At 67.1% G+C, this 24,476-nt stretch carries 29 protein-coding genes; 14 read left to right on the top strand and 15 right to left on the bottom strand.

Annotated elements, in window-relative coordinates; translation table 11 throughout:
* The coding region (locus ON22_RS23975; protein ID WP_043740566.1) for an SDR family oxidoreductase at window positions 1-456 on the bottom strand (456 nt) is incomplete at its 3' end.
* A gap of 147 nt (window positions 457-603) precedes the next feature.
* Here ON22_RS23975 and ON22_RS23970 point away from each other — a divergent pair.
* The 4 genes from ON22_RS23970 (at window position 604) to ON22_RS23955 (ending at window position 4,512) form a co-directional block, all read left to right on the top strand.
* Complete coding sequence (locus ON22_RS23970) at window positions 604-1,431, top strand: alpha/beta fold hydrolase (protein WP_033246629.1); 828 nt, start codon at window positions 604-606, stop codon at window positions 1,429-1,431.
* Between the two features lie 195 nt (window positions 1,432-1,626).
* Window positions 1,627-2,967, top strand: a complete 1,341-nt coding sequence (gene mshA, locus ON22_RS23965) for a D-inositol-3-phosphate glycosyltransferase (RefSeq protein ID WP_033246312.1) — start codon at window positions 1,627-1,629, stop codon at window positions 2,965-2,967.
* Entirely contained in the window at window positions 2,964-3,461 is a 498-nt protein-coding gene (locus tag ON22_RS23960) for a type III secretion system chaperone family protein (protein ID WP_174375627.1), read from the top strand. The genes mshA and ON22_RS23960 overlap by 4 nt, the downstream gene beginning before the upstream one ends.
* Before the next feature lie 130 nt (window positions 3,462-3,591).
* A complete protein-coding gene (locus ON22_RS23955) occupies window positions 3,592-4,512 on the top strand; it encodes an ROK family protein (protein ID WP_051158016.1) in 921 nt (306 codons plus the stop codon).
* 364 nt (window positions 4,513-4,876) lie between these two features.
* Here ON22_RS23955 and ON22_RS38615 read toward each other — a convergent pair whose 3' ends face one another.
* The gene (locus ON22_RS38615; RefSeq protein ID WP_373280890.1) at window positions 4,877-5,125 is read right to left on the bottom strand and encodes a TraR/DksA C4-type zinc finger protein; all 249 of its coding nucleotides are present in this window, start codon (window positions 5,123-5,125) and stop codon (window positions 4,877-4,879) included.
* Between ON22_RS38615 and ON22_RS23950 the strand changes: the two genes are divergently transcribed.
* Window positions 5,057-5,287, top strand: coding sequence for a hypothetical protein (locus tag ON22_RS23950; protein WP_033246311.1), 231 nt, complete (start codon window positions 5,057-5,059; stop codon window positions 5,285-5,287). The genes ON22_RS38615 and ON22_RS23950 overlap by 69 nt on opposite strands.
* A gap of 202 nt (window positions 5,288-5,489) precedes the next feature.
* Here ON22_RS23950 and ON22_RS23945 read toward each other — a convergent pair whose 3' ends face one another.
* The 3 genes from ON22_RS23945 to ON22_RS23935 form a co-directional block, all read right to left on the bottom strand.
* Window positions 5,490-6,086, bottom strand: a complete 597-nt coding sequence (locus ON22_RS23945; protein WP_228801099.1) for a CBS domain-containing protein — start codon at window positions 6,084-6,086, stop codon at window positions 5,490-5,492.
* 353 nt (window positions 6,087-6,439) lie between these two features.
* On the bottom strand, window positions 6,440-7,969 hold the full coding sequence (locus ON22_RS23940) for a PucR family transcriptional regulator (protein WP_033246310.1): 1,530 nt from the start codon (window positions 7,967-7,969) through the stop codon (window positions 6,440-6,442).
* A 277-nt stretch (window positions 7,970-8,246) separates the two neighbouring features.
* Entirely contained in the window at window positions 8,247-8,630 is a 384-nt protein-coding gene (locus ON22_RS23935) for a DUF488 domain-containing protein (protein ID WP_033246309.1), read from the bottom strand.
* 225 nt (window positions 8,631-8,855) lie between these two features.
* Between ON22_RS23935 and ON22_RS23930 the strand changes: the two genes are divergently transcribed.
* Together ON22_RS23930 and ON22_RS23925 are read left to right on the top strand one after the other, a co-directional pair.
* The gene (locus tag ON22_RS23930; protein WP_033246308.1) at window positions 8,856-9,263 is read left to right on the top strand and encodes a VOC family protein; all 408 of its coding nucleotides are present in this window, start codon (window positions 8,856-8,858) and stop codon (window positions 9,261-9,263) included.
* Window positions 9,264-9,357: 94 nt separating this feature from the next.
* Window positions 9,358-9,882, top strand: a complete 525-nt coding sequence (locus ON22_RS23925; RefSeq protein WP_033246307.1) for a DUF488 domain-containing protein — start codon at window positions 9,358-9,360, stop codon at window positions 9,880-9,882.
* Here the strand turns inward: ON22_RS23925 and ON22_RS23920 are convergent.
* The 7 genes from ON22_RS23920 to tal form a co-directional block, all read right to left on the bottom strand.
* A complete protein-coding gene (locus tag ON22_RS23920) occupies window positions 9,861-10,193 on the bottom strand; it encodes an MGMT family protein (protein WP_051158015.1) in 333 nt (110 codons plus the stop codon). The two genes, ON22_RS23925 and ON22_RS23920, sit on opposite strands and share 22 nt — an antisense overlap.
* Entirely contained in the window at window positions 10,177-10,992 is an 816-nt protein-coding gene (locus ON22_RS23915) for a uracil-DNA glycosylase (RefSeq protein ID WP_063820651.1), read from the bottom strand. The genes ON22_RS23920 and ON22_RS23915 overlap by 17 nt, the downstream gene beginning before the upstream one ends.
* An 87-nt stretch (window positions 10,993-11,079) precedes the next feature.
* Window positions 11,080-13,896 (bottom strand): aconitate hydratase, encoded by a 2,817-nt coding sequence (locus tag ON22_RS23910; RefSeq protein WP_033246306.1) that lies wholly within the window; start codon window positions 13,894-13,896, stop codon window positions 11,080-11,082.
* Window positions 13,896-14,078 (bottom strand): hypothetical protein, encoded by a 183-nt coding sequence (locus ON22_RS23905; RefSeq protein ID WP_033246305.1) that lies wholly within the window; start codon window positions 14,076-14,078, stop codon window positions 13,896-13,898. The genes ON22_RS23910 and ON22_RS23905 overlap by 1 nt, the downstream gene beginning before the upstream one ends.
* 152 nt (window positions 14,079-14,230) lie before the next feature.
* Window positions 14,231-14,509 (bottom strand): hypothetical protein, encoded by a 279-nt coding sequence (locus tag ON22_RS23900; RefSeq protein ID WP_033246304.1) that lies wholly within the window; start codon window positions 14,507-14,509, stop codon window positions 14,231-14,233.
* 58 nt (window positions 14,510-14,567) lie between these two features.
* Window positions 14,568-15,806 carry an NAD(P)/FAD-dependent oxidoreductase gene (locus ON22_RS23895; protein ID WP_033246623.1) on the bottom strand — a complete coding sequence of 413 codons (1,239 nt, stop codon included), beginning with the start codon at window positions 15,804-15,806 and terminating at the stop codon, window positions 14,568-14,570.
* 5 nt (window positions 15,807-15,811) lie between these two features.
* Window positions 15,812-16,927 carry a transaldolase gene (tal, locus tag ON22_RS23890; protein WP_373280889.1) on the bottom strand — a complete coding sequence of 372 codons (1,116 nt, stop codon included), beginning with the start codon at window positions 16,925-16,927 and terminating at the stop codon, window positions 15,812-15,814.
* Between the two features lie 319 nt (window positions 16,928-17,246).
* On the opposite strand from tal, the gene ON22_RS23885 reads away from it, so the two are divergent.
* A complete protein-coding gene (locus ON22_RS23885) occupies window positions 17,247-17,573 on the top strand; it encodes a cupin domain-containing protein (RefSeq protein WP_033246303.1) in 327 nt (108 codons plus the stop codon).
* Between the two features lie 92 nt (window positions 17,574-17,665).
* Here ON22_RS23885 and ctaD read toward each other — a convergent pair whose 3' ends face one another.
* Window positions 17,666-19,363: an aa3-type cytochrome oxidase subunit I gene (ctaD, locus tag ON22_RS23880; RefSeq protein ID WP_197039726.1), complete on the bottom strand. Its 1,698-nt coding sequence runs from the start codon at window positions 19,361-19,363 to the stop codon at window positions 17,666-17,668.
* A gap of 90 nt (window positions 19,364-19,453) precedes the next feature.
* Between ctaD and fdxA the strand changes: the two genes are divergently transcribed.
* From fdxA to ON22_RS23855, 5 genes are all read left to right on the top strand, one after another.
* Window positions 19,454-19,804, top strand: coding sequence for a ferredoxin (fdxA, locus tag ON22_RS23875; RefSeq protein WP_033246302.1), 351 nt, complete (start codon window positions 19,454-19,456; stop codon window positions 19,802-19,804).
* Complete coding sequence (locus ON22_RS23870; RefSeq protein WP_130916239.1) at window positions 19,801-20,535, top strand: helix-turn-helix transcriptional regulator; 735 nt, start codon at window positions 19,801-19,803, stop codon at window positions 20,533-20,535. Before fdxA ends, ON22_RS23870 begins: the two co-directional genes overlap by 4 nt.
* Window positions 20,532-20,966, top strand: a complete 435-nt coding sequence (locus tag ON22_RS23865; protein ID WP_033246301.1) for a hypothetical protein — start codon at window positions 20,532-20,534, stop codon at window positions 20,964-20,966. Before ON22_RS23870 ends, ON22_RS23865 begins: the two co-directional genes overlap by 4 nt.
* Before the next feature lie 145 nt (window positions 20,967-21,111).
* A complete protein-coding gene (locus ON22_RS23860) occupies window positions 21,112-21,459 on the top strand; it encodes a carboxymuconolactone decarboxylase family protein (protein WP_033246300.1) in 348 nt (115 codons plus the stop codon).
* A complete protein-coding gene (locus tag ON22_RS23855; protein ID WP_051158014.1) occupies window positions 21,443-21,976 on the top strand; it encodes a universal stress protein in 534 nt (177 codons plus the stop codon). The genes ON22_RS23860 and ON22_RS23855 overlap by 17 nt, the downstream gene beginning before the upstream one ends.
* Before the next feature lie 32 nt (window positions 21,977-22,008).
* Here the strand turns inward: ON22_RS23855 and ON22_RS23850 are convergent, their stop codons facing one another.
* Complete coding sequence (locus ON22_RS23850; RefSeq protein ID WP_051158013.1) at window positions 22,009-22,620, bottom strand: DUF2249 domain-containing protein; 612 nt, start codon at window positions 22,618-22,620, stop codon at window positions 22,009-22,011.
* Window positions 22,621-22,785: 165 nt separating this feature from the next.
* On the opposite strand from ON22_RS23850, the gene ON22_RS23845 reads away from it, so the two are divergent.
* Window positions 22,786-23,091, top strand: a complete 306-nt coding sequence (locus ON22_RS23845; protein WP_033246299.1) for a hypothetical protein — start codon at window positions 22,786-22,788, stop codon at window positions 23,089-23,091.
* A gap of 548 nt (window positions 23,092-23,639) precedes the next feature.
* Here ON22_RS23845 and ON22_RS36845 read toward each other — a convergent pair.
* A partial coding sequence (locus ON22_RS36845) for a hypothetical protein (protein ID WP_218000701.1) occupies window positions 23,640-24,476 on the bottom strand: 837 nt, incomplete at its 5' end.

The following is a 24,476-nucleotide window of genomic DNA, read 5'->3' as shown; positions in this document are numbered from 1 at the left end:
GGCCTGGGCGTGTTTGGCGGAGGTGTAGCCGGAGCCGTTGTCGTAGGCGTGGAACGCGGCGACCGAGGTGATGGTGACGATCAGGCCGTCGCCGGAGGCGATGAGTTTCGGCAGCAGGGCCTTGGTCATCCGGAGGGTGCCCAGCACATTGGTTTCCCACATCCAGCGCCAGTCGTCGAGATCGGCCTCCGCAACTGTTGCCAGTCCCTTCGCGCCGCCCGCATTGTTGACCAGGATATTCGCGCTGTCGACCGCTTCGGTGAAGGCCGCGACCGATTCGTCGGACGTGACATCGAGCTCGAGCGCGGTCCCACCGATCTCGGTGGCCAGCTGCTGCAGCCGGTCGACCCGCCGGGCGCCCACATACACGTGGTAACCCTGCTTCGCGAGCTCCCGTGCCGTGGCTTCCCCGATCCCCGAGCTGGCCCCGGTGACAACAGCAGTGCGCATACCCATGCCCCGATCCTAATTACCGCCCTCCAGCCGGAAGCCGCAGCGGCCTACCTTCAGGGTTCGCGGCCCGTCTCGTTCTGGAGCGGCGGAGTGGAGAACGAGACCCATGGGGCCCCGGATCACGCGCTGCCGGAGGCGGCGCAAAATACTATTGTGATCAAGGAAGCGCGCAGTATCGACGGGACCGGCATCGTTTATCGGACCGACGGGCCCGCGGATGCGCCACCGCTGGTGCTGGTGCACGGCTGGTCGGCGGATCTGCGCTGCTGGGGGCGGGTGTTCGACGAGTTCGCCGCGGATTTCCGGGTGATCGCGGTGGATCTGCGCGGGCACGGATATTCGGGGGCGCCGGATTCGGGTTACGACGAGCCGAAGAACTGGGCCGGTGATATCGCGGCGGTACTGGCGGCGGAATCGATCGATTCGGGTGCGGTGCTGCTGGGGTGGTCCTACGGCGGGATCGTGGTCAGCGATTATCTCGCCGAATACGGCAGTGGTGCGATCGCGGGCGTGGTGTTCACCGGGGCCATGGCCAATATCGGCCGGGGTGTGCCGGGGGCCGAGGTCGGCGAGGCGATGCAGCAGGCCATCCCGGGCGTATTCGAGGATAGTCCGGGACGGGCGATGCGCGGATTCTCCGCATTCGGCAATGCCAATACCGGATCCGGTGCGGACAAGGGCGCGGACGCGCAACGGTTGTACGGGGCGAGCCTGGCGACCCCGCCGTTCGTACGGAAGGCGCTGTTCTATCGCTCGGTGGACAACACCGAGACCCTGCGGGGACTCGAAATCCCGGTGCTGGTGCTGCACGGTTCGGCCGATCCGGTGGTACCGGCCGCCGATGGCCGCTATATCGCCGACACCGCGCCGCGGGGCCGGGCCTCGATCTGGGAGGGGGCCCAGCACGGACTGTTCATCGAGGACCCGGACCGGTTCGTCGCCGAGGTCCGCGATTTCGTCCAGGAGTGCAGTGCGTGATCGCGGCGCCCCGGCTCCGGGCGGCCTCGGCCGCGAACGATGCGCGCGGCGGATCCGCGGGTGAGTGCTGTACAGGTGCCCGGCGGGCGGCCCCGGTACACACGGGGTGCACGTGTATGGCGCGAAATCCGGTATCTGTGATCACTTTCACCTCGCGGGAAGGAGCCGCCGGGTCGCTGTGTTGCACCGTGCAATATGGACATCGTGAGTGAACGCCCGGACCGACGGCCGAACCGTATCGCCGTACTGACGGTGCACACCTCACCACTGGCCCAGCCCGGTACCGGCGATGCCGGCGGTATGAACGTCTACGTGTTGCAGACCGCCGAGCAGCTGGCCCAGCGGGGAACCGAGGTGGAGATTTTCACTCGGGCGACCTCGTCCGACCTGCCACCGGTGCAGGAAGCCGCGCCCGGTGTGCTGGTGCGCAATGTGGTTGCGGGCCCGTTCGAGGGTTTGGACAAACACGATCTGCCGACCCAGCTGTGTCCGTTCACCGCGGAGGTGCTGCGGCAGGAAGCCCGGCAGGTCCCCGGCTATTACGACCTCGTGCATTCGCATTACTGGCTGTCCGGTCAGGTCGGCTGGCTGGCGCGGGATCGCTGGCGGGTACCGCTGGTCCATACCGCGCACACCTTGGCCGCGGTGAAGAACGCCGCCTTGGCCGACGGGGATTCGCCCGAACCGGTGACCCGGGAGATCGGGGAGAAGCAGGTGATCGCCGAGGCCGACCGGCTCACCGCCAACACTGCCCGAGAGGCCCGGCAGTTGGTCGATCTCTACGGTGCCCTGCCCGAACGTATCGATATCGTGCCGCCCGGCGCGGACCTGACCCGCTATCGCCCCGGCGACCGCGCGGCCGCGCGCGCCGAACTCGGCCTGGCCGCCGATGAGGAGATCGTTGCGTTCGTCGGCCGCATCCAGCCGTTGAAGGCGCCGGATGTGCTGGTCCGGGCGGTTGCCGAGGCGATCCGGCGGCGGCCGGGGCGCAAATTGCGGGCGCTGATCGTCGGCGGGCCGTCGGGTACGGGGCTGGCACGCCCGGACGCGCTCATCGAACTCGCGGACCAGCTCGGTATCGGCGACCATGTGACCTTCCTGCCGCCGCAGCCCGCCGACCGGCTGGTGCTGGTGTATCGGGCCGCGAATCTGGTGGCGGTGCCGAGTTACAACGAATCGTTCGGTCTGGTCGCGCTGGAAGCGCAGGCCGCCGGGACCCCGGTGCTCGCGGCCGCGGTCGGGGGCCTGGGCACCGCGGTCCGGCACGAGCACAGTGGGCTGCTGGTGGCGGGGCATCGCATACCCGATTGGGCCGGTGCCCTGGAGTACCTACTGGACGATCCGGCCCGGCTGGACCTGATGGGGGAGCGCGCGGTCGCACATGCCGCGGATTTCTCCTGGGCACATACCGCGGAGAAACTCCTCGCCAGCTATACCGCCGCATTGTCCGGCTCCGGCCGGGCTCCCACTATCCTCGGCGAGAACCAGGCCAGATCGCGGGCGCTGTGGCGGCGCCGGACGGGAGTGCTCCGATGAGCGAGGTGCCCGAGACCGCGCAGATCGTCGAGCAGACATTGCGCGACCGGGAGATCGAATACACCCGCCCGGCCGACGATGTGTTCGTCGCGGTACTGCCCGGCGAGCGGAAACTGAAAACCAACGTGATGCTCACCGTGGGCGGGCACGGGGTGCGCTTCGAATCGTTCGTCTGCCGTAAACCCGACGAGAACTTCGAAGGCGTATACAAATTCCTGCTGCGTCGCAACCGGCGGCTCTACGGTGTGGCCTACACACTGGACAAGGTGGGCGATATCTACCTGGTCGGCCGCGCCGCCACCCACTCGGTGACAGCCGAGGAACTGGACCGCATCTTCGGTCAGATCCTCGAAGCGGTGGACGGCGACTTCAACACGCTGCTCGAACTCGGTTTCGCCGAATCCATTCGCCGGGAGTGGAAGTGGCGGGTATCGCGCGGCGAATCACTGCAGAACCTGCGCGCGTTCGAGCATCTGGTCGACGGAAACTCCTGAAGCCTGCCGCCGGTCATACCGTCGACCGCCGGGCGGGGATTGGGTGACAATCGGCGGAACGGAAAATTCGTGATATGCCGACGGCGCGGAATCGGCCGACGTCGTGCGGACGGGCTGGTTGGGAGGCAGAGTGGCGGTTCTGGCGCTCGATATCGGGGCAACGAAATTCGCCGCGGGGCCGGTCGACGATACGGGGCGCGTCCACGCGGTCCGGCGGGCGCCGGTACCGGCCGCCGATGTGTGGGAAGTGTGCCGCGATCTGCTGCTGGCAGTTGCCGGCGGTGACACCGTGACAGCGGTCGGGATCGGATCGGCGGGGCCGGTGGATGTTCCGGCCGGGATCACGGGTCCGCTCAATATCCCGGAGTGGCGTTCCGGATTCGGGATCGTCGCCGCGGTCGAAGCGCTCTTCCCCGGCGCGACCGTACGTTTCGCGATCGATGGCGTGTGCCTGGCGCTGGCAGAAAGGGATTCGGGCGCGCTGCGCGGGGTCCGCAATGCATTGGCGATGACCGTATCGTCCGGGATCGGCGGCGGAATCCTCGTCGACGGCCGGGTTTCGCTGGGCCGCACCGGAAATGCGGGGCATATCGGGCATATCGTCGTACCCGGCTGGGAGGTTCCCTGTGCCTGCGGCGGCGTGGGTTGTGTGGAAGCCGTGGCGAGCGGGATGTCTTCGGCGCGCTGGGCGCGGGAACGCGGCTGGACCGGCGAGACCGGTGCCGAGCTGGCGCAGGCCGCCCGGGCGGGCGACCCGATCGCCCTGGCCGCGCTGGAGCGGGCCGGTACCGCACTCGGTCAGGCGATCAGCTCCGCGGCCGGACTGCTGGATATCGACACGGTGATCGTCGGTGGCGGGTTCGCCCACTCCGGCGAACCACTCTGGCAGCCGTTACGCGCGGCGGTCGAGCGGCACGCCCGGCTGAACTTCGTGCGCGGGCTCCGGGTCGAACTGTCCCGGCTCGACGAAGGCGCCACCCTGGTCGGCGCCGGAGTCCTCGCCCATTCCGCCACGACCCCGTTCGGCACCGAATCCCCCGAATATCCGTAGCAGTACCCTGTCCGGCCGGCTGTAGGCAGGCTCGCATAGAGACCGGTCAGAAGCTCTACCTCGCGACCGGTGGTCGACGTTCACTGAGAGGCGACTTGAAGATGTCAGTGGGGTGGCCTGGTAATACGACATCAGTGTCAGTGGTGGGCGACACCGGATGTCAGTAGCTGGCGGCGTCCAGTTCGGATGCCTACCGTATCGCAACGGCCCAGCAAGGCACTATTGTTCGGAAACGACAGCGGCACACTGCCGCAGTGCTTTGCGGACTGGCGAGCCGAGGACCGTCGCCGACGCGGTGCTCATCCTGTGCGTGGCCGGGATCGAGTTCGGTGGTGCCGTCGAGATCTGGTCATCGACGGTTATGTCATCGGCAGGCGAGGGTTGCCCGACCCGCAGTCTGGTCATGGTGCCGTGTTCGGGAGGGTGTGCGAGGCAGCTGTCCGGGTGTTGGGCGGGAACCGTTGAAGGCAGGCAGATGCCGTCGGCAGTTCAGGCACCACTGTGTGGTGGGAATGGTTTGTAGTAGCTGAATCGGGATTTCGGTGTGGCAGCGGCGGCAGCGCCCGTAGCGGCCTCTGGTGATGAGGGTGAGAGTTTCGTCGATATCGGCCAATGCTTGTCGTGCGGCTGCGGCCAACTTGAGGGTGACCTCATGCCTGGCCCGATCAGCCGCGTCGGTCGGGATGGCTGCATGGTCGATTTCGGCATCGAGTTCGGTCAGTTGCTGTATCCGGAAGCGGCGTTGTCGATCGAGTTTGGCGCGCAGCGCGGGTAAGTGGTCGGAAAGGCGGGCTTGTGAGATGGGGGGTGCGAGGGGCATCTGGTCTCCGGGGCGGAAGGTTTGGACTGTGGTTCGAGGTGCGGTCCACGGGACTATGGCGTTCGTCAACGTTCGCAGGGGTGCACTCGAATCCGCCGGCGTGGCGGAGTGCTGCTCACGTCGGAAGGTCGGATTCATTTGTTGGGGTGAAGTGGTGTCAGTGCACCGCTGCGGCGGCTGGAGTGGTCTCAGCGACCGGTGCGATCGCGATGGTCGCTGCCGGTGTGGTCGCGATGGTCGCGGTGTGGATGCCGGGCACTGTGTGGGTCAGGGCGACGGCGATGCGCCGTTCGGATTCATCGGCGAATCGGCCGGAGATACTGGCGTGGCCTTCGTCGACGGTGACATGCCAGCGTCGCGCGCCGATGTATCGATCGAGGAGGTACTGGGCCTCGCCGGCGAGTACGTCGTCGGGGGTGAGCATGATCCGTAGCGCGTCGCCGCGGCTGAACATGCCGGCCACACGGTCGTTGGCATCGACCACCGGCAGACTACGCAGTCCGTGTGTCACCAGCCTGTTCATGACCTCGACCAGTACCGCAGTGCCGGGGACCGAGACCGCGGGGGCGGTCATCACCGCGTCGACGGGGTCGTTGAGGTCGCCGGCCCGCAAGAGGTCACCGCTGGTGACCACCCCGACGAGCCGATCGTCGTGGTCGAGAACGGGTAGCGCCGCGTAGCCCAATTCGGCGAGGGTCAACGCCGCCTCGCGTGCGGTATTGTTGTACCGCACGGCGACGACTGGTCGTTGCATGAGCTCACACACCTGCATGTTCATCATTGCGTTCAACTCCGCTTCATTTGGTGACCGGATCGGCTCCGAAGCCGGATACACACCGGGCCGTCTCGGTGTTTCCGAGTGCTCGGTGGTGCGTTTCGTGCCGAATCAACGCAGCAGGCCGGAGTCGCGCATCGGGGCACGTCCCCCGGATTCGGGGGCATAATGGCCGGCTGGGGTCGGTAGTCGGTCTGCTCGGTGCGCACAGTTTCACTGCTACTACCTGCGACTTCTGCTCAACTCCATGATAGGGATCGAGCTGCGGCGATCGGTTGCGCTGATCCGACAATCGCGGTGCCGGGATTTTGGGGATCCCACAGCGCGGGGCGTCAGGCGTCGCCGGTGACAGCGAGCTCGATCATCGTGGCGAGTCGTCTGCGGGGGTCATCCAGGCCGAGATCGGTCACCTCTGCCATTTTGCGTAACCGGTTGCGTACGGTGTTCTCGTGCACGCCCAACTGCGCACCCGCCGCTACCGGGTCGCCTTGGGCCTGCAACCACGCACCCAGCGTCGCCACATACTGGGTGGAGTTCGCCTGGTCGTGGCGCCGCAACTGCGACACCGGCCCGCGCACGGGGGTGCGGCCGGACGACCCGGCGGTGCGCAATCGTTGTAGCAGGATCTCGTCCCACGACTCGTCATAGGCGAGGGGCTCGGCATCGGCTGACTGGGCTTGGACTGCGCACAGCGCCAGGCATTCGTCGGCCTCTCGGCGCGCCGCTGCCAATTCCGTGGCTCGGGCGACGCCGCTGATGCCCGCCAGCACTGTCATCTGTGGGGGCAGTGCCGCCTGCCGCTCGGATATCCAGCGGCGTGCGGTCGCCGCCTGATCAGCGGGCAGCACGGTGTAGACGGTGTCGCCGACCAAGGCGCTGCGGCTCGACCGCGACCAGCCGAATCCGGTTGTTGCTCGTTCGAAGATCACCAGCAACGCGGCGTGTTGCTCATCGGCGATCCCGGCCTGCAGCGCGATCACCCGCAAACCTTGCGGCGCCAACCCCAGCCTGCCGGCCACCGCCGCCGCGTCTGCAGCGCCCTCCAGCAGGCGGATCACCAGTTCGGATTCCACCTGACGTTCCAGATCCGCGCTGGCCCGCGACCGCAGCAGGTGCAGGGCCACCGTACGCGCGCCGGCGGCCAGGGCCTGGTGCCGGGCCCCGGTCAACGGGGCCGGGCACGACACCCACACCGAGCCCAGCAGTTGCTCGCCCACGCGCACCGCCACCACCATCCGCCCGGTCATTCCACGTTCTTCCTGCGCGGGAACGAACAGTGGTTCATCCGAGGCCGCTAAATGGGCGAAGACACCGTGGGCATCAAAGACCGCATGCAACCATGGCGGCATCTGCCGGCTCAGGATCGTTTCGACGCGTGCGGGGTCGAGGTGCTGCTGGGGCCGGGAGTAGGCCAGCACGCGAGACAGGCGGTCCTCGATCGCCACCGCGCCGTCGACCGCGGTGGACAGGCTGTCGGCCAGAGCGAACAAATCGGTCGGGCCGCGACCGGCCTCGGTTTCGCGGCCTTCCTGCACCAGTCCATAGACCACCGCGGCCACCTCGCTCCACGCCACCGCAGGGTCGATCACCATTACCGCCACCTCCTCGGTCTGCGGGTCGTCTGCGAACTCGTCCTCCCCGCGGACAAGCGCGACCACGGCCCGCGCCGACACCGCCCAGCCCACCACCTCCGCGACCGAGCGCGCCCCGACACCCAGAAGCACATCGCCCACCTCCGCGGGGCCCTGATCGCCCCCGTGTAGCACCACGCTGCGCAATTCCGTGGATCGGGGCATCGAACCCAACCGTAGGCGGACCCCGTAGCCACCCAGGATGTTCGCCAACCGGTCCAACGTCACCATGAGCCGCTCCGAGGTCGAACCGATACTGCAGCGCTGTTCAGCAGTAGACGCGACCGGTAGAAGGTCGTGGTCGGAGCGCGGGGACTGCCGCCTGTCGGTCGGCGCATCGAGTTGGACACCACCGCGAGCCGGTGTCGGGGACTTTGGAGACCTGGGCCGCTTCGACCGGAAGAAGTGTCCACCGCCGCGTCTTCGGTGCTGGGGAACCCTGTTGCAGGCGCGGGCCAAGAGTACAAGTGCGGCATTGCGTCCGTGGCCCGGTAGTGCTGGCGTTTGGTCACTGTCGAGGGGATTTGTTCGGATGTGCGATGAGGTCGGCAAGTACGGCTGCTTCGCTGATGCCGGTGTTCTTTGTGGCGGTGAGCAGCGTGAGATCGTTGTGGTCGGCCAGTTCGCGTAGATGTGACAGTGCCTCAGCGCGGCCGGGTTGGGTCAGTTCGTCGCGGTAGCGGCGGGCGAAGGCGTCGAAGAGCTGCGGGTCGTGGCCGTACCAGGTGCGTAGCTCGGTGGATGGGGCGATCTGTTTACACCATTCATCCAGGTGCGCTCTGGTTTTGCTGACGCCGCGCGGCCAGAGCCGGTCCACCAGTACGCGGGTGCCGTCCTTCGGGGTCGGGTCGTCATAGATTCTGCGGATCTGCACAGTGCGTCGAGTCATCATCGACTCCCGGTCTCATCGCTGCTCGCATGCGGAGTCTCAGTGGGGATGCCGACCGCCAAGGCGATGGTCCCCGCGCCCGATCCGGGCCCTCACCACATACCGGACGGTACGCCTACATGGGATTCCGGGCGGTGAGATCGCTGCCCTGATATCGAAGCGAAATGGTGCGCTCCACAACAGCCGGTAGCGTGGTGCAAGGGGGGTGAAGCTTCCGAAGGGAAACAGATGAGCAGCGTACGGGCCGCATCGTGTTTGGTGGAAGTATCCGATCTGGATCGTTCGATACGTTTCTACTGCGACGTATTCGAATGCACTATCTCGATTCACGAGCCGGACGCTGCCCTGCTGCTCACACCCGCCGGCTTCCAGCTGTATCTACGGGTGAGTGAAACGCCTCGCAGGCGCAATATCGGTGACCTGGGCGTCGTGCACCTCATCTGGGCTACCGACAGCAAAACAGAACTGGACCGAATCGAACATCGACTGCGCGCCTACTACCCCAGCACCTACGCCCACACTGCGAACGAAATCAGTTTCATCGACAGTGTCGACCCGGACGGCGGCCGGGTACTGATCGCCTACCCGAGTCCCGAAAAGCTTCCTCGCGAGGTGATCGCGGACCGCTTCCGCTGACCGCCCGCGGGACAGGTCGGTCACCGGCGCTTCCGCGTTGCTTAGATGCGACCGAGACGTTGTTCGGAAGGAGTTCGCCACCGCAGGGAGTGCCATGCCGCTCGTCTACACCATCGGCCATTCCACCCGTCCCGTCGCGGAGTTCATCGCGATATTGGAGCATGTCGGCATCGGCCTGGTAGCAGATATCCGAACCGTGCCCAAGTCCCGCCACAACCCGCAGTTCCACATCGACCGGCTCGGGGAATCGCTGGCCGCAGCCGGTATCGGGTACCGGCCGCTGCCGGGGCTGGGGGGACTACGAAAGCCGGCGCGAGATTCGATCAACACGGGGTGGCGCAACGCGTCCTTCCGCGGGTACGCCGACTATATGCAGACGCGCTCGTTCGAGGAGGCGATCGAGGAACTCATCGCGCTGACCGCAGAACATGTCACCGTCATCATGTGCGCTGAGGCCGTCTTCTGGCGGTGTCATCGCCGGCTGGTCGCCGACGCACTTCTCGTACGCGGCATCGATGTCCAGCACATCATGGGCGCGTCGACGCTCACACCGGCAGCGATGACGAGTTTCGCGTCGGTCCGCGGCACACGAGTCACCTATCCGTCGACGCCGCGGTGATCGGGCGGGCCACTCCACTGGGCGCGGGCCATATCCACGCGGTTGCCGCGCATCGGGGTGGCTTCGGCGCGCAGCAGGTCGAGAGCGCGACCGGCGTGGCAGGATGCGGGCGTGCCGTCGACGTATACGACCCGATGCCAGTGGGTTTCTTCGGCGCAGGTGGTCATGACATGTCCGACGTGTCGGGGGCTACCGCCGACCAGGTCGCCGATCGCGCCATAGGACATCACCCGGCCGGCCGGAATCTGGTCGATCACGTCCAAGACGCGCCGCGTGAACGGCGATATCGACTTGTCACCCGGTTGCGTCATCGGTCCTCTGAACTGGCGGGCATCGAAGCCGGCCGTTGGAGTGGTTGAGGGTTGCGGTGGTGAGAGCGCGCTGCAGGAGGTCGTGGAGCATGGCGGGGGTGAGGGTGCGGGTGGATATGTTGCGCTGGCTGGGGTGGTAGCAGCCGAAGAGGTGCAGCCCGTGCTGGGTGGACGGGTCGTCGATGAGAATGTGTCGGCCGTGGCCGAAGGTGGGCCGGGGTGCGGGCAGGTGCCAGCCGATGTCGGTGAGGATCGGCAGTAGTGCGCGCCAGGCGAATCCGCCCAGGGCGACGATCACGGACAGGGTGGGTTGCAGGAGTTGGAGTTCGCGGGTCAGCCAGGGCCGGCAGGTGTTGCGTTCGGTGGTGGTGGGCTGATTGTCCGGTGGGGCGCAGTGCACGGGGACGGTGATGCGAACCCCGGACAGGCTCTGGCCGTCGCCGCGGTGGGTGGCGGTGGGCCGGGAGGCGACGCCGAGTGCGTGCAGGGTGGCGTAGAGGAGGTCACCGGCGGGGTCGCCGGTGAAGATGCGGCCGGTGCGGTTGCCGCCGTGTGCCGCCGGGGCGAGGCCGACGAGGGCAACCGCCGCATCGCTGGGCCCGAACCCGGGGACAGGCTTGGACCAGTAGTCCCAGTCGCGGTAGGCGCTGCGCTTGACGGTGCCGACGTGTTCACGCCAGGTGACCAGGCGTGGACAGGCCCGGCATCGGATCAGTGCGTCCTGCACCTCGTCGATTGTCTCGGCGCGATCGGCTCGGATCGCCGGATACTCGACGGTGGCGGGATCGGGACCCGGCATCGGTCGAGTGTCGGGGCCATGGTGTTGTGGCATACCGGGCTCCTGTGGTGTCGTGGCTGTCCTGCGAACCACGCTGACCGTGGTGTTTCAGTCTGTGAGTAGTTGGCGTAGCACGTAGGGCAGGATTCCGCCGTGCCGGTAGTAGGCGGCCTCGGCGGGGGTGTCGATCCGCACGGTGGCGGTGAATTCCGTCGGGTGCCCGGTGTCGTCGACGGCGCGGACGTTGACATGCCGTGGAAAGGCGGTGGTGGTGTTCGCCTGGGTCAGCCCGGTGATCGAGTAGGTTTCCTCACCGGTCAGGCCGAGTGATTGCGCCGATTCGTCTTCGTGGAATTGCAGCGGCAGTACTCCCATACCGATCAGGTTCGACCGATGGATCCGCTCGAACGAGCGCGCCAGCACCGCCCGCACGCCGAGCAGCAGTGTGCCCTTGGCTGCCCAGTCTCGCGAGGACCCGGAGCCGTATTCGGCCCCGGCGAGGATCAACAGCGGCACCTGTTCGGCGGCGTAGACGGTGGCGGCGTCGAAGATGCTCATCTGCCGGCCGTCCGGTAGGTGTCGGGTCACCCCGCCTTCGGTGCCTGGGGCGAGGTGGTTGCGTAATCGGATGTTGGCGAAGGTGCCGCGGATCATCACCTCGTGGTTGCCGCGGCGCGAGCCGTAGGAGTTGAAGTCTTTCGGTACGACGCCGCACTGCTGGAGGTAGGTTCCGGCGGGGCCGTCGCGTGTGATGGACCCGGCCGGGGAGATGTGGTCGGTGGTCACCGAGTCGCCGAGCATCGCCAGTACCCGGGCGCCGGTGATGTCGGTGACCGGTTGTGGTTCGCGGGTCGTGTGCTCGAAGTAGGGTGGGCGCCGCACGTAGGTCGACTCGTCGTTCCAGGTGTAGATCTGCCCGGCCGCGACGTCGAGCCCGCGCCAGCGGTCGTCGCCGGTGAACACGTCGGCGTAGCCGCCGGTGAACATTTCCGAGCGCAGGTTCGCGGCGACGATCTCCTCGATTTCGGCGGTGGTGGGCCAGATGTCGCGCAGATACACCTCGGTGCCGTCAGGGGCCGTGGCGAGCGGGTCGCGCAGCAGGTTGATGCGCATCGTGCCGGCCAGCGCGTAGGCGACGACCAGCGGTGGCGAGGCGAGGAAATTCATCTTCGTCTCCGGGTGGATGCGGCCCTCGAAGTTGCGGTTGCCCGACAGCACCGAGCACACCGTGAGATCACCCGCGGCGATGGCGGTGCCGACTTCGGGGATCAGCGGGCCGGAGTTGCCGATGCAGGTGGTGCACCCGTAGCCGACGAGTGAGAATCCCAGCTCGTCGAGGTAGGGCGTGAGCCCGGCGCGGGTGTAATAGTCGGTGACCACCCGCGAACCCGGCGCGAGCGTGGTTTTGACCCACGGTTTGCGGGTGAGGCCCTTCTCGACGGCTTTCTTCGCCAGGAGCGCCGCGCCGATCATGACCGACGGATTGGAGGTGTTGGTGCAGGAGGTGATCGCGGCGATCACCACGTGCCCGTGGTCGACGGTTGTGGTGGTCTCGTCGGTGAAGGTCACCGACTGCGGCGCCGAAAGCCAGCGGTGTGTGTGCTCGCATCGACACCGATCACTCGGATCCCGCGGCCTGTCGACGGCGCGGTCGCGGTCGACGGCGATGGGGTCGCTGGCCGGGAACGACTCCCCCGATGCCTGGTCCAGCCCCACTGCCGCGGGTGCGGCGGGCGGTCCGGTCAGCAAGGATGCGACCGCGTGTGGGGCGTCGGCCAGCGCGATGCGGTCCTGCGGGCGTTTGGGTCCGGCGATGGAGGGCTCCACGGTAGTCAGGTCCAGTTCGATCCGCTGGCTGTAGTCGGGTTCGTGGCCGGGGTCGTGCCACAGCCCCTGCTCCTTGGCGTAGGCCTCGACCAGGCGGATCTGGTGTTCGGGGCGCCCGGTGAGCCGCAGATAGTCCACTGTCACGTCGTCGATCGGGAAGATCGCGCAGGTGGAGCCGTACTCGGGGCTCATATTGCCGATGGTGGCGCGGTTGGCCAGCGGCACGTTCGCCACCCCGGGGCCGTAGAACTCGACGAACTTGCCGACCACGCCGGTGCGGCGCAGCAGTTCGGCGACGGTGAGCACCAGATCGGTGGCGGTGGTGCCCTCGGGTAACTCGCCGGTCAGTTCGATCCCGAGAACCTGTGGGAGCAGCATGCTCATCGGCTGGCCGAGCATCGCGGCCTCGGCTTCGATGCCGCCGACACCCCAGCCGAGTACGCCGAGTCCGTTGACCATCGGGGTATGTGAGTCGGTACCCACGACAGTGTCCGGATAGGCCAGCGGCGGCCCGCCGCCCGGGTCGTCACGGGTGAACACCACCCGCGCGAGGTATTCGAGGTTGACCTGGTGGCAGATCCCGGTGTCGGGAGGTACCACGGAGAAGCCCTCGAAAGCCTGCTGCGCCCACCGCAGTAGCTGGTAGCGCTCCATATTGCGGGTGAACTCCAACTCCGCGTTGATCGCGGACGCGTCCGGGCGGGCGAAGACGTCGGCGATCACCGAATGGTCGATGACCAACTCGGTCGGGATCAGCGGGTTGATCCGGCCCGGGGCGCCGCCGAGTGAGGTCATCGCGTCTCGCATGGCGACCAGATCCACCACACACGGCACCCCGGTGAAGTCCTGCATCAATACCCGCGCCGGTGTGAACGCGATCTCGGTAGTACCGACCGCGGCCGGATCCCACGCGGCGAGGGCACGTACCTGTTCGGCGGTGACCAGGTGCCCGTCCTCACGGCGGGCAAGGTTTTCCAGCAGCACTTTGAGGCTGTAGGGCAGCCGGTGCGCAGTCGGGATACGGTCGAGCCGGTAGATGGTGAACTCCCGGTCCCCGGCCGCCCACACGTCGCGGGCCCCGAAACTGTTGCCGCTCATCACTGCGGCCCGGCGCCGGAGCCGATGTGCACATCGGCCCGGTCGATCGTGTGGAGCGCCGATGCACCGTCGTCGCACACCGCGCGGTCGACGTTTCCGAAGGCCGCGCGCACCCTCGTAGCGAGAACCCGGCGGTGCGCGAGGATCGGTGTGGTAGCAAACGGATGCAGCGATTCGGACATGTGATGCGCCTCCTGATCAGGTGCGACCGGCCATCAGGCCGGTGCGCCGACAACGTGGCCCACTGATTTCACTGTATGCCCATCCACCCGAGCGGTAACGGCGCGAGCGCCATCCGCAGCCACGGTCGATCCGCCGTGCCGGCTCGATCGACTCAGCCGAGTCTGCGACGCAACTCGTCGGGGTAGTCGCGGTAGGCGGCGGCGACTTCGTCGAGGTAGACCAAGGCGGGGAAATCGGTAACCGGTTGATGATCGGCCAAAAACCGTGCGGTGTGTTCGACGATGCGCCGCTCGTCGTCTGGATCGAAGCCCAGTTCGGTCAGCACGTCGGGATCGACGACGAACTCCGATTCCGCGGTGTCGTCGCCGTCGCCGATGCGGACGCGATATTCGTGATCGATGACCAACTCGATACTCAGCTGTTCGGGCATGCGTTTCAGTGCTCCGTATCGGTGACGGGTGACGGGGGTGTCGCGGCTGGTGGGATCCTCACCGGGGTGCCGCGAGGTCGGCCAGCGGCACGCCGGGGTCGGCGAGCCGGTCGAGATCGAGCGGGGTGCGGTCGCGGATCAGTTGGTTGATCGGGCCGGTGACGTCCCAGGTGTTGACGTTCATCCCGGCCAGCACGCGCCCCTCGCGCACCCAGAACGCGATGAATTCGAGCCGATCGACCTCACCGCGTACAACGACCCGATCGCTGCTACCGGGCGGGACGTACCCGGTGTATTCCATACTCAGCTCGAACTGGTCGGTGTAGAAGTACGGCAGCCGCTGATAGGAAGCGGGCCGGCCGAGGATAGCGTCGGCGACGGTGGCGGGCTGGTTCAGGGCGTTGGCCCAGTGCTCTACCCGCACCCGGCGCCCCAGCAGCGGATGCTCGGCACGAGCGATGTCACCGGCGGCGTAGACGGCGGGATCGCTGCTGCACAGCGAGGCATCGACCAGGACACCGTCGTCGACGGCGAGACCGGCGCGGGCGGCGAGCGCAGTGTCGGGGACAGCGCCGACAGCAATAAGGACTGCATCGGCGTCGATCTGGGTGCCGTCGTCGAGCCGTAGCCCGACCGCGGTGCCTTTGTGGGTGAGGATTTCGGTCGGGGACCGGCGGGTACGCAGGTCGACGCCGTGGCTGCGGTGCAGCTCGGCGAACACCTGCCCCATCTGCGGTCCCAGCACGCCGGTCAGGGGCACGGGTGCGCGGACGACGACGGTGACCGCAACCCCGGCCGCGACCGCGGCGGCGGCGACCTCGAGCCCGATCCAACCGCCGCCGACGATCGCGATCGACGACGCGGTCGCCAAGGTGGCGCGCAGCTGGTCGCTGTCGTCGACGCTGCGTAGATACAGCACGCCGTCGGCGTCGGCGCCGGGTAGCGGCAGCCGCCGCGGGGTGACGCCGGTGCACAGCACCAGCCGGTCATAGCCCAGCCGGTGCCCGTCATCGAACACGACCTGGTGGGCGTGTGGGTCGATGTCGGTGACAGCGTTACCGGGGCGCAGGTCGATGTCGTGGCGGGTGTAGTAGTCGGGTTCGTGCACGTCGATGCTGTCGCGGCCAGTCTTGCCCTGTAGGTAGTCCTTCGACAGCGGCGGCCGCTCGTAGGGGCGATGGGTTTCGTTGCCGGCCAGGACGACGGCCCCCTGGAACCCGCCCTCACGCAATGCTTGTGCGGTTTTCGCGCCGGCCAGACCGGCCCCGGCGATCACGACTGTTCCGACTGCAGCCATGGTGGTCACCGCCTGGACCCGGTGAGGGCGGCCGACAGTTCACCGGAGAGCTGATCCCAGGCGTCGTCGAATTTCGCGACCCCGTCGGTTTCGAGGGTGGCCACGACGTCGTCGTAGTCGATGCCGTGCGCGGTCAGTTGCTCGAGGGTTTGGTGCGCCTGTGGGTAGGTGCCGTGGATGCTGTCACGCGGGATGTGGGCGTGGTCGGCGACCGCGTGCAGGGTGGCCTCGGGCATGGTGTTCACCACCCCGGGTGCGACGAGGTCGGTGACGTAGCGGGTGTCGTCGTAACGGGGGTTTTTCACCCCGGTCGACGCCCACAACGGGCGTTGCGGGCGGGCCCCCGCGTCGGCCAGTGCCTGCCAGCGCTCGCTCTCGTGGTACTGCTCGTAGAGCTGATACGCCAGTCGTGCGTTGGCGATCGCCGCGCTCCCATGCAAGGCCGCGGCCGCGTCGGTGCCGATTGTGTCGAGCCTGTGGTCGACCTCGGTATCCACGCGGGAGACGAAAAAAGACGCCACCGAATGGATTCGGGAGACGTCGTGGCCGTTCGCGCGAGCTTGTTCGAGCCCGTCGAGGAATGCCTCGATCACCTGCCGGTAACGGTGCAGAGAGAACATGAGGGTGACGTTGATGTCGATTCCCTCGGCAAGGCAGGCGGTGATCGCCGGCAGTCCTTGTTTGGCCGCGGGGATCTTGACCAGCAGATTGGGCCGATCCACCAGCCACCACAGCGCCTTGGCTTCGGCGACGGTGCGGTCGGTGTCGTGCGCCCACCGTGGGTCGACCTCGATCGACACCCGCCCGTCCACCCCGTCGGTGGCGTCGAAGACCGGGCGCAGCACATCACACGCCCACCGCACGTCGTAGGCGGTCAACTCCCGTAACGCTGTATCGACATCGACCCGGCGCAGCGTGAGACGACCGATCTGGCCGGTATAGGCGTCGCTGCCGGTGATGGCCTTGGCGAAGATGGCCGGGTTGGTGGTCACCCCGGTCACATGCCGGTCGGCGACCAGGCGGGCCAAGCTGCCCTCGATCAGCCGCCCGCGGCTGAGATCATCGAGCCAGATCGACACCCCGGCCTCGCTCAATGCGGTCAAAGGGTCGGACATGAGCATCTCCTTCCATGCGTTTGGCGAGTGCAGCCGTTTACCAGGTGTCGAGTTCGGCGTCCGACCGAGCATTTCGGTGCCGGCAAACCAGTTCCGACACTGGGCACGAGGCGGCGACCTCGGCGTGGATGGCCCCGAGTTCGGCGGTTGGAGCCCGGGGGTCTGGACTCGGATCCGCAGCGCGCAGGACACCTCGGTGTCGCCTCGACGTGGTCGAGGGCCAGGCCGCAGGCGAGTGACGCCACCCCGGAGAAGCCGGACCGGCCTGCGGTGATGCTGGAAGATAGCGATCGATGTGATGCCGGACGGGAAGCGAGGAGCGGTGATGGAGAAGTTCTCGGTGGAAGCGATGGCACGAGAACTGCTGCAGCGGGCGAACGCGGCGCCCGCGCGGCGGGCGGCGGCCACGATGTATGGCGGGCATGAGCATCGGCTGCGACAGACTGTGGTCGCGTTGGCTGCCGGCACCGCGCTGGGTGAGCACGAGAATCCGGGCGAGGCGACGGTGCTGGTGCTGCACGGCCGGGTCCAGCTACACACTGCAGGCGCCTCGTGGGATGGCCGTCACGGTGACCTGCTGATAGTTCCGCAAGCCCGCCACAGCCTCGAAGCGATCGACGATGCCGTGGTGCTGCTGACAGTCGCCAAATAGCCTGGATGGGGACGGGCGCACTGCCGACCTCGGTCAGGGCCCGGCGGTGCCGGGAGTCGATGGTAGGTGCTGCAGTGTCCGGCCCCGGCGCTCTAGTCGGCATCGGACTCATCGGCCGGGTTCGATGGATCGGTGCCGTCTGCCTCGGCCGCGGTAACCGTGGCGTGGGCGCGGCCGGCGGCACCCCGGCCGGCGTGGGATTCGGCGCGCATCCGCTCCACCATGTGTGGGTAATGCAATTCGAACGCGGGCCGCTCCGAACGGATGCGGGGTAGTTCGTAGAAGTTGTGCCGTGGCGGCGGGCAGGTCGTCGCCCATTCCAGGGAGTTGCCGTACCCCCACGGGTCGTCCACGGTGACGACTTGACCGTATCGATAGCTTTTGAACACGTTCCAGACGAAGGTGATCATCGAGAACCCGAGAACGAACGACCCGAGGGTGGAGACCGTATTGAGGATCGTGAAACCGTCGGCGGGCAGGTAGTCGGCGTAGCGCCGCGGCATGCCTTCGGCGCCGAGCCAGTGCTGCACCAGGAATGTCGCGTGAAAGCCGAGGAAGGTGGTCCAGAAGTGCAGGCGGCCGAGGCGTTCGTCGAGGAAGCGGCCGGTGAATTTCGGGAACCAGAAATAGATGCCGGCGAAGGTGGCGAACACGATGGTGCCGAACAGCACGTAATGGAAGTGCGCGACGACGAAGTAGCTGTCGTGCACATGCCAGTCCAGGGGTGGGCTGGCCAGGATCACCCCGGACAGACCGCCGAACAGGAACGTGGTGATGAACCCCAGCGACCACAGCATGGGTGTTTCGAACGTCAATTGTCCCTTCCACATGGTGCCGATCCAGTTGAAGAACTTCACCCCGGTCGGTACCGCGATCAGAAACGACATCAGGGAGAAGAACGGCAGCAGCACCGCGCCGGTGGCGAACATGTGGTGCGCCCACACCGCCGACGACAATGCGGCGATACCGAGGGTCGCGAACACCAGTGCGGTGTAGCCGAAGACAGGTTTGCGGCTGAACACCGGCAAGATCTCGGTGATGATCCCGAAAAACGGGATCGCGACGATGTAGACCTCTGGATGGCCGAAGAACCAGAACAAGTGCTGGTAGAGGATCGGGCCGCCGGTGGCGGGGTCGTAGATGTGCCCGCCGAGGTGCCGATCCACCTCCAGGGCCATCAAGGCGGCGGTCAGGATCGGGAACGCCAGCAACACGAGAAAGCTCGTCACCAGAATATTCCAGGTGAAGATCGGCATCCGGAACATCGTCATCCCGGGTGCCCGCAGGCACACCACGGTGGTGACCATGTTCACCGCGCCCAGGATGGTGCCCACGCCGGATAATCCCACCCCCATGATCCACAGGTCGGCACCGACGCCGGGGGAATGGATGGCCGAGCTCAACGGTATGTATGCCGTCCACCCGAAATCGGCGGCACCGCCGGGGGTGACGAATCCCGCGGTCGCGATCGTCGCGCCGAACAGATACAGCCAGTAACTGAGCGCATTCAGCCGTGGAAACGCCACGTCGGGGGCGCCGATCTGCAGCGGCAGCACGCAATTGGCGAATCCGAACACGATCGGGGTCGCATAGAACAGCAGCATGAGTGTGCCGTGCATGGTGAACAACTGGTTGTACTGCTCGTTGGACAGGAACTGCAGGCCCGGCCGCGCCAGCTCGGTGCGCATCAGCAGCGCCATCAACCCGCCGATCAGGAAGAACGATATCGCGGTGAAGATGTACATGACGCCGAGCAGTTTCGGGTCGGTGGTGGTGACGATCTTCCGGATCGCCGCGCCCTTGGGGCTGCACCGAGAGCTCCGGTGGGGTAGGTCACCCGCCGCTTAGTTTATACAAGATTTCGATGTATAAATAGAGGTATGGCGTATGTGATCGGCGAGCCCTGTGTGGACGTGATGGACCGGGCGTGTGTGGAGGAATGCCCTGTCGATTGCATCTACGAGGGCGGCCGGTCGTTGTACATCCACCCCGACGAGTGTGTGGACTGCGGAGCGTGTGTACCGGTGTGCCCGGTGGATGCGATCTACTACGAGCAGGACCTTCCCGCCGAACTCGAGCCCTATCTCGACGACAACGCCGCCTTCTTCACCGAAACCCTGCCCGGACGCGACCAACCGCTCGGATTTCCCGGCGGCGCAGCGAAACTCGGCCCGGTTGGGGTCGATACTCCGCTGGTCGCCGCGCTGCCGACACGGAGTAGCCAGCCATGACACGCGAAAAAGCATCCGCCACCACACTGCCGCGCTCCCGTGCCACGCCGACCGGAGCCGGTGGTGGGCGTCGCGGCGACGTGCTCGCGGCATTGCGCGGTTCCCGTGAGGCGTTGAGCATCGTCGATATCGCCACGCAGTTGCGGCTGCACCCGAATACGGTGCGCTTCCATCTCGAGGCGCTGGTCGAGGCCGGGCAAGCCGAGCGGGTGGAACACCCGCGCACCGGGCCGGGGCGCCCGCCGCAGATGTTTCGCGCTCATCGTGGGATGGACCCGGCCGGGCCACGTAACTACCGACTGCTCGCCGAGATCCTCACCGCGCAGCTGGCCGCCGACCCCGACCCGTCGGCCCGCGCCGCCGAGGCCGGGCGACGCTGGGGCCGCGAGATGGCCCGCGACATGGACACCGCGGCGCCGACCGCCGAGCAGGCGGTGGATGAGCTGGTGCGGGTGCTCGACGAGGTCGGCTTCGATCCCGAACCCGACACCGACGACGATCAGCCGAAGATCCGGTTGCAGCACTGCCCGTTCCTGGACCTGGCCGAAACTCGTGCGAGCGTGGTGTGCCCGATCCATCTGGGCTTGATGCAGGGGGTGCTCGAAGGCCGGGCTGCACCGGTCGCCGTGCAACGGCTCGACCCGTTCGTCACCCCCGACCTGTGCCTGGCCCACCTCACCACCACCAGCACCGCCACACCCGCGCAGACACCGACCGGATCCGCGGCATGACCACCGCCGGGGCCGTTGTCACCGCAGTCGGTTTCTGCTGGCTCGGCATGGTGCTGGCGATCTCGTTCCTGGAGGCGCCGCTGAAATTCCGGGCGCCCGGCGTCACCGTGCCGATCGGGCTCGGAATCGGACGACTGGTGTTCCGCGCCCTCAACGGCATCGAAATCGTTTTCGCGGCAGCGATTATCGTCGCCCTCGTCATCGACCCGCCCGCCACGGGCACCATGACCGCGCTGATCGTGGCTATTGCGGCGCTGCTCGTGCAGCTCACGGTGGTCCGGCCGCGGCTGACCCGCCGCAGCAATGCCGTGCTCGCCGGCCACGACGCGCCCCGCTCGCGCGGCCACTACGAGTACGTGGTGCTGGAAATCCTGAAAATCGCCGCACTGCTCGTCGGCGCCACCCTGCTACTGGCCCACAGCGTGTCGTGAACAACTCCCCCGACCGCAGCCGGTCCAGCGGGAACGACACACCAGCCGTCCCCAGGGCGGCGGCCGCACCACGGTTCACCTTCACCCACCCGGGAGGAATCGACAAAAAGAACAATCCAGCGACACAGCAGAGGAGAAACAGCAGATGAGCGACCCCGTTTATCCCGCCGCGACCCAGGACATCGGCGCGCGGCGCCGCGAATTGGCCCCCGACATCCATCAGGCGTTCGACGAATTCAGCCGGCAGGTGTTCGCCGACGGGGCACTGCCGCAAAAAACCAAGCAGCTCATCGCCGTCGCGGTCGCGCACGTCACCCAATGCCCGTACTGCATCGCCGGCCACACGAAGCTCGCGCACCGTGCCGGTGCCGGCGACGCCGAGATCATGGAAGCGATCTGGGTGGCCGCCGAGATGCGTGCCGGTGGCGCGTTCGCGCACTCCACCATCGCCCTGCACACGCTGGCCGGACACGACCATGACCACACCGGCTGAATCCCGCCCCGAACACCCGCGCCGATCCCGCGACCAGCACGACGCGGTGATCGAGCAGACCACACACCGCCGCGATCACCGCGGCCGGGCCCGCGCTCCGCTGATCGTCGTCGGCATCGACACCTCCGAGGCGTCCCCGCATGCGCTCGCCCATGCCGCCGGCGCCGCACGCCGCATGCATGCCACCGTGCTGGTTGCCTACATTAGCACGCTCGCCACCAGCGCCTACCTGACCAGCCTGGCGCCGATGGGCGCCGACCTCACCACCGACCTCACCACCGAGCAGGTCACCGCCACCCGCGAGCTGGCCACCGAGATCCTCCACGACCTGCCCCTGCCCTGGTCGTTCACCGTCCGCTGCGGCGACCCCGCGGTCGAACTGGCGCGGCTGGCCGAGGAAAACAACGCCGACAGCCTCGTCGTCGGCCGGTCGAGCAGTCGGCTGCACCGCCTCACCGGATCCACCGCCGCCCGGCTGCTGCGCCGGACCCGCTGCCCGGTCACCGTGGTGCCATAACAGCGGGTCCGGCGCAGCCTCGCCGATCCGGCTCAGCCGATCGGGTCCAGCACCAGAGCCTGGCGGCGTTGATGCACGGTCAGATACCGCAGACCATGCGGTCCCGCGGTGAACGCGCGCCGGGACCGGCGCGGCAGCCATACCAGCGCACCCGCCGCCAACTCGAGCTCGCCGAGCTCGGTGGTAAGGGTGCCCGCGCCGTCGAGAACGTGGATCAGCACATCCAGATCCGGGCCGGTGTGCGCCTCGATGCGCCCGTGCGGAGCAATGCGAATGATGTTGGCATCCAGATCGCGGCGGCGCACCGGCAACGTCCACACCGCCCCTGTCGTATCCGGATGTCCAGGCTCGAACATGGTGGTATCGGTCAATATCCGCGGCGGCGAGGTCGAGGCCAGCTTCCCGATCCGCACCCGCCACACACGCGGCCCGTTCTCGACGACCTCCCAGCCGTACCCGCCGGGATGCTCCACATCGAACTCGTCGCGCAGATGCCGCGGGTAGTGATTGTTCACCAGCACGAACGACTCCCCGGCAGCCAGGGCGTCGAACCGCGCGAAGATCGCCGGATGCTTGTCCGGCTTGCGCAACTCCCGCACATCCAATTCCGCCGGTCCCGTTTGTGTCAGGTCCGTGTCGGGCATGTGACCCACCTCCTAGTTTTTACAATCCCCTATTGTATAAACTAACCCTGCGAGGCCCGCCAGCCAAGCCATCCCGGCTATGACGCCCGTCATCCACAGCCCGCTCGGCCGGGCCAGGCGGCGACTCACATAACCGTCCGTACCGGAGAATTCGAGGAGAACGCGATGACCACCGCAATCCTGCCGCCTCCCGGCCACCACCCGGTCGAGACTCCGACGCGTGCGATCAGCGTGATCCGGCGGGTGCAGGATGCGGTGTGCGCATTGCCCGCCCCCACATTCCCGCAGGACACGCTCAGGGCAACGACGGTGAACGACCTCGCTTCCACTCACGTCATCGACGCCCGCACCCTCGCAGTCGTCGCCCGTAAAGACCGCCACATCCAGCCGATCGCCGCGATGATCACCGAGCACCTGCTCGGCGTCACCGCCACCGTCGTCGGCAGCGCCATCACCGTCACCTTGGGCTGACGGGGGTAGTCGTGTGGCCGGCCGGGATCCGGCGCTAAGGAGCTACCGCAGGTAACTGATGATTATCTGCGGTAGCTCTTGTGCCGACCTGGGCAAATGTTTCCGGCGGGTGGTGCCGACTCCGCGAATTATCCTGCGGTAGAGGGTTTACCGCAGGATTCGGGGCGTTTGGCCCCCTCGTGCCGATCTCGAGAAGAGGGCATGCCACTATCGGCCGGTGTCCGGAAATGCCGGACGCCGGACTCCGGCCCGGACGGCGTCGACTCTATTTGTCGGTTTTCCACTTGACCGCGGTGATGGTCCAGTCTTGGCTGGCGTTGGTGGGGTTGCACGGTTGCAGCGATAGCGAGTCGTAGGCGTCGGACCCATCCGGTGCTGGGACCGGGCCGTGACTGCTGCCGGCGCGTCAGGGTCGGCGGTCAGATAGTGGCCTTGGAAGCTGTCCGGGATGATGTAGTAGTAGGTCCCGCCTGTAGACTGCCGCCGCAGTGTCCAGCGCAGCAGGGATGTGCAACTGCCGTTACCGACATCCTTGAGCGGGAACAGCCTCACCGCTGAATTTCGTGTGTCCGGGCTCCCCTCGGTACAGGCACCGTTGCCCAAATAGTAGGTGGCGCCGTCCTCCACGGTGAGGCTGATGTTCGCGGGTTTGTCTGTGACCGGGCCGCCGGTATCGGCAGCGGCCTGCTCGGCGCCTGCTCGGCGCCGGCGGCGGTATCGGCGGCGGCAGCTGAGTTCGATCGGTCTGTGAGGCCGATACCACCGGTGATCGCGGCGGCCACGACAACGACGACACCGACCGACGCAGACACTTTCGTCTTCAGCGACGCGCGACGTACCCGGCCGGGGAGCCCGGATCGGGCCCAGCTGCCACCGTGCCGACCGGCAGACCCGGTGGTCACCGGATCGGGCTGTCTCAGCGCGATCGTGTCGATATTCACCGCTGCGCCGCTATTGTCCTGCTGCCGTACCGTAAATTCTGTGGAGTTTTGAGGCTGGGTCACCTGGGTGTGGTTTTGCTGGGCGGCGCGGGCGGCTCGCCATAGATGCTCCCACTCAAGCTGCGCTGCAGCCGGATCGGATGGTTGAGTGAGCTGCAGGCATGCCTGTACGAGGAATTTTCCCACGCCGTCCCATGAGGACAGCTCGTAGTTGTCTCTGAGTGCCTTGGACAAAACCGGCGCAGAAACCGTGGCCTTCTTCGCCAGTTGCGCACGGCTCAGACCGTCCTGGGTGGCCTCGTCGACCAGTTCATTGAGCTTTTTCCTGAGTTCCGACACCGGGTCCGGCTCCGGCGCGGTCACCGCTGCGGCTCCGGTTCGCCGGTCAGCAGCCGGGTCGTGGTAGTCGCCGTTGCTGCCCCGGCCACGATGACCGCGACAGCA

This window comes from Nocardia carnea NBRC 14403, assembly GCF_000308515.1.
GTDB lineage: Bacteria > Actinomycetota > Actinomycetes > Mycobacteriales > Mycobacteriaceae > Nocardia > Nocardia carnea.
This window is presented reverse-complemented; position numbering and strand designations above follow the sequence as displayed.

What these genes read in the sequence shown, in the direction of transcription:
- ON22_RS23915 (WP_063820651.1), bottom strand. Translation starts at nt 10,992, where the DNA reads ATGCCGGGTCCCGATCCCGCCACCGTCGAGTATCCGGCGATCCGAGCC.
- mshA (WP_033246312.1), top strand. Translation starts at nt 1,627, where the DNA reads ATGGACATCGTGAGTGAACGCCCGGACCGACGGCCGAACCGTATCGCC.
- ON22_RS23850 (WP_051158013.1), bottom strand. Translation starts at nt 22,620, where the DNA reads ATGCCCGACACGGACCTGACACAAACGGGACCGGCGGAATTGGATGTG.
- ON22_RS23930 (WP_033246308.1), top strand. Translation starts at nt 8,856, where the DNA reads ATGAGCAGCGTACGGGCCGCATCGTGTTTGGTGGAAGTATCCGATCTG.
- ON22_RS23920 (WP_051158015.1), bottom strand. Translation starts at nt 10,193, where the DNA reads ATGACGCAACCGGGTGACAAGTCGATATCGCCGTTCACGCGGCGCGTC.
- ON22_RS23935 (WP_033246309.1), bottom strand. Translation starts at nt 8,630, where the DNA reads ATGATGACTCGACGCACTGTGCAGATCCGCAGAATCTATGACGACCCG.
- ON22_RS23860 (WP_033246300.1), top strand. Translation starts at nt 21,112, where the DNA reads ATGAGCGACCCCGTTTATCCCGCCGCGACCCAGGACATCGGCGCGCGG.
- tal (WP_373280889.1), bottom strand. Translation starts at nt 16,927, where the DNA reads ATGCTCATGTCCGACCCTTTGACCGCATTGAGCGAGGCCGGGGTGTCG.
- ON22_RS23885 (WP_033246303.1), top strand. Translation starts at nt 17,247, where the DNA reads ATGGAGAAGTTCTCGGTGGAAGCGATGGCACGAGAACTGCTGCAGCGG.
- ON22_RS23895 (WP_033246623.1), bottom strand. Translation starts at nt 15,806, where the DNA reads ATGGCTGCAGTCGGAACAGTCGTGATCGCCGGGGCCGGTCTGGCCGGC.
- ON22_RS23855 (WP_051158014.1), top strand. Translation starts at nt 21,443, where the DNA reads ATGACCACACCGGCTGAATCCCGCCCCGAACACCCGCGCCGATCCCGC.
- ON22_RS23865 (WP_033246301.1), top strand. Translation starts at nt 20,532, where the DNA reads ATGACCACCGCCGGGGCCGTTGTCACCGCAGTCGGTTTCTGCTGGCTC.
- ON22_RS23925 (WP_033246307.1), top strand. Translation starts at nt 9,358, where the DNA reads ATGCCGCTCGTCTACACCATCGGCCATTCCACCCGTCCCGTCGCGGAG.
- ON22_RS23945 (WP_228801099.1), bottom strand. Translation starts at nt 6,086, where the DNA reads ATGCAACGACCAGTCGTCGCCGTGCGGTACAACAATACCGCACGCGAG.
- ON22_RS23905 (WP_033246305.1), bottom strand. Translation starts at nt 14,078, where the DNA reads ATGTCCGAATCGCTGCATCCGTTTGCTACCACACCGATCCTCGCGCAC.
- fdxA (WP_033246302.1), top strand. Translation starts at nt 19,454, where the DNA reads ATGGCGTATGTGATCGGCGAGCCCTGTGTGGACGTGATGGACCGGGCG.
- ON22_RS23845 (WP_033246299.1), top strand. Translation starts at nt 22,786, where the DNA reads ATGACCACCGCAATCCTGCCGCCTCCCGGCCACCACCCGGTCGAGACT.
- ON22_RS23900 (WP_033246304.1), bottom strand. Translation starts at nt 14,509, where the DNA reads ATGCCCGAACAGCTGAGTATCGAGTTGGTCATCGATCACGAATATCGC.
- ON22_RS23960 (WP_174375627.1), top strand. Translation starts at nt 2,964, where the DNA reads ATGAGCGAGGTGCCCGAGACCGCGCAGATCGTCGAGCAGACATTGCGC.
- ON22_RS23940 (WP_033246310.1), bottom strand. Translation starts at nt 7,969, where the DNA reads ATGGTGACGTTGGACCGGTTGGCGAACATCCTGGGTGGCTACGGGGTC.
- ON22_RS23910 (WP_033246306.1), bottom strand. Translation starts at nt 13,896, where the DNA reads ATGAGCGGCAACAGTTTCGGGGCCCGCGACGTGTGGGCGGCCGGGGAC.
- ON22_RS23870 (WP_130916239.1), top strand. Translation starts at nt 19,801, where the DNA reads ATGACACGCGAAAAAGCATCCGCCACCACACTGCCGCGCTCCCGTGCC.